Source organism: Sphingobacterium sp. 18053, assembly GCF_902706145.1.
Lineage (GTDB): Bacteria > Bacteroidota > Bacteroidia > Sphingobacteriales > Sphingobacteriaceae > Sphingobacterium > Sphingobacterium paramultivorum.
Window position 1 is genome coordinate 651,610 of the sequence record NZ_CACSJW010000004.1, and the last position, 8,305, is coordinate 659,914.

Consider the following 8,305-nt stretch of genomic DNA (forward strand, 5'->3'; position numbering starts at 1 on the left):
ATAGGGTCATTACCGACTCTTTAAAAATAATTTAAAGCAATGGAGCCAAAAGCCTACAGATTGAATCAACTCCTCTTTTCCAGCGGCTTCGCTGCATCCATTTTCGGATTGTAATCAGATCTGATAAGTCGATATCAGCCAAAAATTGTGCATTAAGACGGTCGCAAAGCGCTTTATCCGAGACAATTCCCGAGATTTCAAAATTGATATAAAAACTTCTGATATCTAAGTTTGTCGTACCGATATAGGCAAGCTTCCCATCAATACAGATGGTTTTGGCATGCAGAAATCCCTTTGTATAGAGGTATACATTGACTCCTCTTTCCAATAGTGGTTTTATAAATGAGAATGAGGCATGCTGTACAAAAAACGAATCAGACTGGGCCGGCAACATCAAGTCCACACGGACACCTGAAGATACCGCGAGCATTAAAGCGGTCGTCAATTGATCGCTGGGAATAAAATATGGCGTACACAACTGTACATATTCTTTTGCTTCGTTGATACCGGCAATAATTGCTTCCATATTAAAGGGCGCTGGCGATCCAGGATCACTGGCTGTAAATCCTACTCCACTCGCATCTTCATCGGTAAGTGGAAATCGGTTTAAATAACCTCGGCCCAATTCAAACGATTCCGCATCTGTCTGGTTCCAGCTGTTCCAAAACTGGATTTGCAACGTATTTACGGCCGCGCCGACAACCATCATAGCTGTATCCCGCCAATAAACCTCATTTTTTCCATTATTGATATATCGATCTGAAATATTGATTCCGCCGACAAAACCTATTTTCCCATCGATCACCGCTATCTTGCGGTGATTTCGGTAGTTGCTATTCGCCAAGGAACTGAAGGTTACTGGAAGAAAAGCTTGAAACACAAAATCGGGTTTATGCCGCCGTAAATATTTAATTACATCAGGAGCACCAAAACTATCCAATATCAGACGTACGGTGACCCCAGCTTTTGCTTTTTCTTCTAGAATATGTAAGATTTCCTGCCCTATTCCATCCATTTCCCAGATATAATATTCCATGTGAATGGAATGCTGCGCAGCTTTAAGGCGATCAATAAGTACCGGAAACTTTTCTTCCCCATTGATAAACAGGGTTAAATCGTTGTTGAGGGAAAATGTAGAGATCTTTTGATTTTTAAGGTAGCGGTACACCATGGCCAAACTACCGATCCGCTCATTTAACGTATCAATATGTTCCTCCATAATTTCGGATTCCTTACGCCAGGCATCCAGTAGCTTTTTGGACTGCTCGCGATACACGCGTTTCATCCTTTTGACCTTCTTAAACTTCTGACCAAAGAAATAGTAACTGAGCAAACCGACGACAGGTAAGAAAACAATGACCATAATCCAGGCAATGGTCTTGGAAGGATTACGGTTTTCGATCAAAATCGTCCCGATTACACCAATATAAAGGATGAGTAAGGGAATCCAATAATATTCTAATGCAATCTGTAAAATATGATGAAGTACCTCCATATTGTGTGCTAAGGGTTTTACCAAATATAATACTTAGCATCGACATATTGTTTGTCGTTAAACACAGTTTATTGCACCATCGACATGAATGAATGGACTTAAATACGGAATGTCTAAATTGGCACCCCGCAGTATAAACCATATTCCCAATAAGAAATAGAGAAAGGGAACCCATTTCGAAAATCCGATTTTGAAAGATCTGGAGAAATTTCCCAAAAAAGAAAACACAAACAATAGCGGGATAGTTCCTAAGCCAAAACACAACATAAAAAAGAAACTTTGCTGTGGGCTGTCTGCATTTATGGACGACATGAGTGCCATGTAGACCATACCACAGGGCAATAAGCCATTCAGTACGCCGGCAATAAAACTCCCCCCCGGTTTATAGAGCCATTTCGACAATAAGCGTACAATTGGCTGCACAGCCTTCGTCTGCCAGCTAGCGATTTTTCTATTATGCTTACCAATAAGCTGGAATAAAGCAATTCCGATCAGAATAATACCTGTGGCCCAGCTCAAACTTCGCTGCCAACCTTGAATTTGCGCAAATGTCCCGATCGTACCGAGTAAAAGTCCTAAACAACCATAAGTCAGTACCCTGCCGGATTGATACAGTATCTTATTTAAGAAAACGTTCCAACCAAAACCCTGCCTTCCTTCAATAGCAAAAATTAATGGACCACACATTACCGCACAATGTATGCTTCCAAACAATCCCATGAAAAATGCAAAATAGGTATAGCTCATTTCCTTAAACTAAAATAAAATATGCTCTTCAAACAAAAAATCTTTACCTACACTCTTCCAGTCAATATACAAATTCCACATTCCTTTATCGAACGTGGAAATGGGCAGTGTATATAAATTACTGGTTGTCTGAAATGGTAATTCTTTATCCAATCGGTTATCCGAAGGTTTTCGAAACAGCAATTTCCCTTTATTTTCTTTGGAGACAAAATGAATATACAAGGTATCCTGCCTGATTTCAATTGTCGGTGATTCCTTCATAATCAATACATTTTGCTTTTTATCGTAAGCTTGATCATAATTCAGTCCCTGCTCGTAATAGTCATCTTCTTCCAGACTATCCGAATCGTGACTCACCATGTATATTCCTGTTCCGACTATACACAACATAAATACCGCCAAGGTTAAAAAAATCTTCGTACCCCAATTCATTGTTTTTCAATTTAATTCATACCCGGAGGTGCTATAAAAGTGGTTTTTAAACTCTCCACTTTCTTATCTCCCGAATAGATAGCTAATTTTATATTACTTTTATAGGTCTCAACATCCTTATTCGCGATAATTAGAAAAAAGCTCAGTGTCGCATGTCCATCTTTACTCAATTTTTGAATAGGATTGACCAGTTGAATCTTTAAACGCGGATCATCACAGACCAATTTAAAAGGCATTTCTTTACCAGACTTATTAATCAATTCCAAAGAATACAGGTTGCTTATTGTCTTATCATCACGAAGTTGGTAGGTGCTTCCCTTTGCCCGCAGCAATCTTCCATCCACCTGAGAACGATTGAACAACAGAAAACAAAAGACCGACATTAATGCAACCAACACGATAGAATAGGCTATTGCTCTCGTATTGCTTTTTTTCTTCAGTGTTCCTTCAATCTCACCCATTGGATAAAAGCCAATTAACTTTTTAGGCCTTCCAATTTTGTCCATAACAGCATCACAGGCATCTATACAGGCCGTACAGCTTACACATTCTAATTGCAGGCCATTTCGAATATCAATTCCCGTGGGGCATACATGTACACAGAGTTTGCAGTCTACACAATCTCCATGTGTCGTCATTGCATCCTTTTGCTGTTTTCCTCTTGGCTCTCCACGTCTATGATCATATGCAACAGTAATACTTTGGTCATCGAGGAGTACGCCCTGCAATCTGCCATAAGGGCAAATTGCAATACATACAATCTCCCTGACATACGCAAACACGCCATAAAAAACTAATGTAAATATGATTATTGATATCAATCCACCGATATGTTGGTCCAATGGATCAGTGATGATCTTCATCAGCGCATCAACACCGATGATATAAGACAAAAAGATATTTGAAATGAAAAATGATATGATCAGGAATATACCATGTTTCAAAAATTTTTTCAATTGTTTTTGATCCGTATTTGGTCCAGCATCCAATTTCTTTTGTTGTTGCCAATCACCTTCGATCCAATATTCAATTCGTCTAAATATTAATTCCAAAAAAATGGTCTGGGGGCAAGTCCATCCACACCATACCCGTCCAAAGACAACAGTAAACAAAACCACACATACCATCACGATTAACATGCCGAATACGAATATGTAGAGATCCTGTGGATAGAAAAGATTTCCTAAGATGGAAAACTTTCGCTCAATAATGTTGAACATGAGAAACGGTTCACCATTTATTTTGATAAAAGGAACTACAAACAAGAACAGCAGTAGTGAATACCCAACCCACTGTCTCTTTTTGTAAAGCTCTCCCTGCGGTTTTTTGGCATAAATCCATTGTCTTTTTTTTGACTTAGATCCACCGTTATTGGCATTATTCACGACTACTGTACTCATTGCTATTTCAATTTACTACTCTGCTTTTTTATCTGTTTCAGCCTGATCTGCTTTGCTCTCATCTGCCCCCTTCTCTCCGCTTGCAGTTTGACCACCGCCATAGGTCACCTCATCACCTTGCGGAGCTTTTGGATTAGCAGGGTGTGTATCCCTTAAGGTGATAATATAACTGGCAACCTGTGCGATTTGTGCAGGACTTAAAGTTTGTTCCCATGGCACCATTCCTTTATCAGGAACACCATACTTAATGGTTTTGAAGATATCTTTAATCTCGCCACCATGAAGCCAAAACTTATCGGTCAAGTTAGGTCCGATGCCTCCCTCGCCACTACCACCGTGACAAGCGACACAGTTTGCGGTAAAGATCGCTTTTCCATCAGCTGCCATTTCCGGCTGAAACTCCACGCTACTTTCGTCTACATTGCTCGCAGAAGCGGTAAGATAAGCCTGACGCTCTTTCTCGGCAACGACCATCTCATGTTCATACTCCTGGTCCTGGTTCATTCCGATGCCCGACACCTGATATACAAATAAGTAAACAAGGCCGAAAAAAATCGTTCCATAAAAAAGGAAATTAAACCAGATCGGAATCGGATTATCCAATTCGCGGATACCATCATACTCATGGTCTATGACAATATCCTTTTCTTCTGAAATCGGTCTGATACCCATGATCTTGTTCCACGACCTTTTCATCCAGCCCTTATTCGCCGCCTTTTTGAGTTTTTCCTCCTTGGCCAATTCAGGCATGGTAATCTTAATGATGGATTTCATCGCGCGATTGACCATCAATGCCGAAGCAAGAAGAGCCAGCATCACAACGATCAATACAACAATTAAGATATCTGTGTATAAATTATCTGTACCGAATCCTATCGTAGATTGAACAACTTCTGCGGTAGCTGGTGCAGTATCCAATAATAAACTCATATATTATAGACTTTCAGGTGAATGATTCAGTTCGTTTTCTGTTTCATCTTCTTCCAAAGGCAATTCCTTCATATAAGTAACATAGTCTTTTTTCATTCGAAACAACATTATTGCTACTGAAATGAAGAACACCAAGAAGATCCAAAGTGATGCGATTAGATAAAGCTCACTGCCGTTTAGATTTGTTATTTGCTTAAACATGGCTTTATTGATTTGCGTTAACATTATCAGCTACTTTTGGAGCTGCTTTTATATCTGTTCCTAATCGCTGTAAGTATGCAATTACAGCTATAATCTCACGGTCAGCTAACACATGCACTTGATTTTGTTTTAGATCATCGGCAATTTTTTGTGCCTGTTTGGTGAGATCCTGCTCAGCATGTTCAATTTCCGCATCGGTATAGGGAATTCCCAATTTCCGCAATGCTTTCATTTTATCTTGCAGAATAGAATTATCCAGCTTCTGATCGATTAACCAAGGATATGTTGGCATAATACTTCCTGGCGAGGTAATCGTCGGATCCAACAGGTGATCAAAGTGCCATTTATTTGGATATTTTCCACCGATGCGATGCAGATCCGGTCCCGTCCGCTTCGAACCCCATAAAAACGGTGTATCGTAAACAAACTCTCCCGCCTTGCTATACTCTCCGTAACGGGCGGTTTCGGATCTAAATGGACGAATAGTTTGCGTGTGACAGTTCACACAACCTTCCCTAACGTAAAGATCCCTTCCCTGCAGTTCCAATGCTGTATAAGGTTTTACACTCGCAATCGTTGGAACGTTTTTAGAAATTGTAAAAGTCGGCACCATCTCCACCATACCCCCGATGAGGATAGCAATAAGAGCCAGTACCATAAATAAAATTGGCTTACGTTCAAGGCGGCGGTGTTGAGACTGTTCGTTTACTTGAACGGGCAATAATGCAGGAGCTTCTGCAGGCTCATTGGCCAAAAGCTTCCCTTTTTGCATAGTTTTGATCAAGTTGAACGTCATCAGGAACACGCCCGATAGATAAAGTGCACCACCTAGTGCACGCATCATGTGCATTGGCAAAATTTCCAATGTTGTCGCAAGGAAGTTTGGATATTTCAAAACCCCTTCCGGTGTAAATTCTTTCCACATCAGGCCTTGCACTACAGCTGCCCAATACATCGGGATCGCATAGAACAAAATACCCAAGGTACCTATCCAAAAGTGCGTTGATGCCAACTTTTTAGAATATAACTCTGTTTTATAAATACGTGGTATCAACCAGTACAGAATACCAAATGTCATAAAGCCGTTCCATCCCAATGCACCTACGTGTACGTGTGCTACGATCCAGTCGGTAAAGTGAGCAATTGCATTCACCTGCTTTAAGGATAGCATAGGGCCTTCGAAAGTCGCCATACCATAACAAGTAAGGGCCACTACCATGAATTTTAACATAGGCTCCGTCCGTACCTTATCCCAGGCACCACGTAAGGTCAACAAGCCGTTAATCATACCGCCCCAACTCGGAGCAATCAACATAATGGAGAATACAACCCCTAAAGACTGTACCCAGCCAGGTAGCGCCGTATAGAGCAAATGGTGAGGACCTGCCCAGATATAAATAAAGATTAAAGACCAAAAGTGAAGAATACTTAACTTGTAAGAATAAACTGGACGGTTGGCCATCTTAGGAAGGAAATAATACATCATTCCCAAATAAGGAGTTGTCAAGAAAAAAGCAACTGCATTGTGACCATACCACCATTGTACCAGCGCATCCTGTACGCCTTTGTAGACATAATAGCTTTTCCAGCCAGCTACAGGTAATTGGATGGAGTTAACAATATGCAATACGGCTACTGTAACAAATGTGGCAATATAGAACCAAACAGCGACATACATGTGACGTTCGCGTCGTTTGATAATAGTACCGAACATATTGATTCCGAATACGACCCAAATGAGGGTAATTGCGATATCAATAGGCCATTCCATTTCGGCATACTCATGGCTTGAAGTAAGACCGAGGGGTAGTGTAATAGCCGAGGCAACAATAATTAATTGCCAACCCCAAAAATGGAGCTTGCTCAAAGCATCACTGAACATTCTTGCTTTAAGCACCCGCTGTAAGGAGTAATAAACTCCCATAAAAATACCATTACCTACGAAAGCAAAAATCACCGCATTGGTGTGCACAGGACGTACACGGCCAAATGTTGTAAATTGCAATCCAAAGTTCATCTGGGGCCAAACAAGCTGCGTCGCCACAAGCAATCCTATGGTCATACCAACTATCCCCCAAATAATGGTAGCGATTCCGAAATTCCTGACAATCTTGTTGTCGTAATTAAATTGCTCTAACTGCATTACTTAAATTGTTGATTCTGGTTCAAAAATAAGCAGCAATTTATGACAATCTAATGATGGACAATGCGTACAAAAGTGATGTACGTCACTTTTTTATTACCCGATTACAAGGCTTAGTTAGCAATTTCGACCATTGGTTGTAAATGACTTAGGGAAAATAGAGATCTTGAAAGATACTTTTTACAATTAGATCAGACATCAAAAGTGACCGTAGTCACATTTCTTAAAGTTTAATACCATGTTTCAATGGCAATATGGGTTAGAATCACTGTTACATATACACGAATTTATCCCAAAAACATCGGGACTATTGGCACGAAGTGAATTGTATCTATAGTGCATCAAACCTCATCAGAATAGCAAACCTTAATCTGAAGACTTATTTTACTATTCGCCGGTAGCAAGGGAGTTAAGGACTCTTCGTAAAGAATCAGTCGTGGGATTAGCATGAACTGGCTTCCGTATACTGTTATAGCATAATTTAGTTAACCACTGTAGAAAAAGCCACTTATTAAAAGAATATGAGCTCAGCCTGAGTTTTGTAATGACCGGTGGCTACGACAGTGCAGCATAGCACAGGAGCACAGTGATGACTGCATGACCGCCTGCTATGACTGTGTACCATTACCACTAAGAGACAGTGACAGTTGCAGGATAGCGACGGTTGCGGAACAGGCTCATCGACGGCCATGTGCTGCGATAACCGATATGCGGAGGATATCCAATAGCCTGTACATGGAAATACGGAAGTATTTAAACGAAAGAAGCCCTTGACTGTTTCCAGCAAGGGCTTCCGTGTAAAAAAAGGCACCGACCTACTCTCCCACCTGTTACGGCAATACCATCGGCTCTGGCGGGCTTGACTGCTCTGTTCGGAATGGGAAGAGGTAGACACCGCCGATATAGGCACCTAAAAATCTTTATTGGCTGATCTATGATATTCATATCATCTTATTC

7 protein-coding genes and 1 rRNA gene are annotated in these 8,305 nt (G+C 40.7%); all 8 read right to left on the bottom strand.

Annotated elements, in window-relative coordinates:
• Window positions 1-31 precede the first annotated feature (31 nt).
• Complete coding sequence (gene cls / locus GVK91_RS12520; RefSeq protein WP_159729077.1) at window positions 32-1,495, bottom strand: cardiolipin synthase; 1,464 nt, start codon at window positions 1,493-1,495, stop codon at window positions 32-34.
• 57 nt (window positions 1,496-1,552) lie between these two features.
• The gene (locus GVK91_RS12525; protein WP_159729079.1) at window positions 1,553-2,242 is read right to left on the bottom strand and encodes a sulfite exporter TauE/SafE family protein; all 690 of its coding nucleotides are present in this window, start codon (window positions 2,240-2,242) and stop codon (window positions 1,553-1,555) included.
• Window positions 2,243-2,251: 9 nt separating this feature from the next.
• On the bottom strand, window positions 2,252-2,674 hold the full coding sequence (locus GVK91_RS12530; protein WP_159729081.1) for a FixH family protein: 423 nt from the start codon (window positions 2,672-2,674) through the stop codon (window positions 2,252-2,254).
• Between the two features lie 11 nt (window positions 2,675-2,685).
• The gene (gene ccoG, locus GVK91_RS12535) at window positions 2,686-4,074 is read right to left on the bottom strand and encodes a cytochrome c oxidase accessory protein CcoG (RefSeq protein ID WP_159729083.1); all 1,389 of its coding nucleotides are present in this window, start codon (window positions 4,072-4,074) and stop codon (window positions 2,686-2,688) included.
• Between the two features lie 15 nt (window positions 4,075-4,089).
• A complete protein-coding gene (locus GVK91_RS12540; protein WP_159729085.1) occupies window positions 4,090-5,004 on the bottom strand; it encodes a cbb3-type cytochrome c oxidase N-terminal domain-containing protein in 915 nt (304 codons plus the stop codon).
• 3 nt (window positions 5,005-5,007) lie between these two features.
• Window positions 5,008-5,205 carry a hypothetical protein gene (locus tag GVK91_RS12545; protein ID WP_159729087.1) on the bottom strand — a complete coding sequence of 66 codons (198 nt, stop codon included), beginning with the start codon at window positions 5,203-5,205 and terminating at the stop codon, window positions 5,008-5,010.
• Window positions 5,206-5,209: 4 nt separating this feature from the next.
• Window positions 5,210-7,348 carry a cytochrome-c oxidase, cbb3-type subunit I gene (ccoN, locus tag GVK91_RS12550; protein ID WP_159729089.1) on the bottom strand — a complete coding sequence of 713 codons (2,139 nt, stop codon included), beginning with the start codon at window positions 7,346-7,348 and terminating at the stop codon, window positions 5,210-5,212.
• A gap of 802 nt (window positions 7,349-8,150) precedes the next feature.
• Window positions 8,151-8,262 (bottom strand): 5S ribosomal RNA (rrf, locus tag GVK91_RS12555).
• Window positions 8,263-8,305: the final 43 nt, after the last annotated feature.

Coding starts and splice junctions, on each gene's coding strand:
- GVK91_RS12530 (WP_159729081.1), bottom strand. CDS start 2,674: ATGAATTGGGGTACGAAGATTTTTTTAACCTTGGCGGTATTTATGTTG.
- cls (WP_159729077.1), bottom strand. CDS start 1,495: ATGGAGGTACTTCATCATATTTTACAGATTGCATTAGAATATTATTGG.
- ccoN (WP_159729089.1), bottom strand. CDS start 7,348: ATGCAGTTAGAGCAATTTAATTACGACAACAAGATTGTCAGGAATTTC.
- GVK91_RS12545 (WP_159729087.1), bottom strand. CDS start 5,205: ATGTTTAAGCAAATAACAAATCTAAACGGCAGTGAGCTTTATCTAATC.
- GVK91_RS12525 (WP_159729079.1), bottom strand. CDS start 2,242: ATGAGCTATACCTATTTTGCATTTTTCATGGGATTGTTTGGAAGCATA.
- GVK91_RS12540 (WP_159729085.1), bottom strand. CDS start 5,004: ATGAGTTTATTATTGGATACTGCACCAGCTACCGCAGAAGTTGTTCAA.
- ccoG (WP_159729083.1), bottom strand. CDS start 4,074: ATGAGTACAGTAGTCGTGAATAATGCCAATAACGGTGGATCTAAGTCA.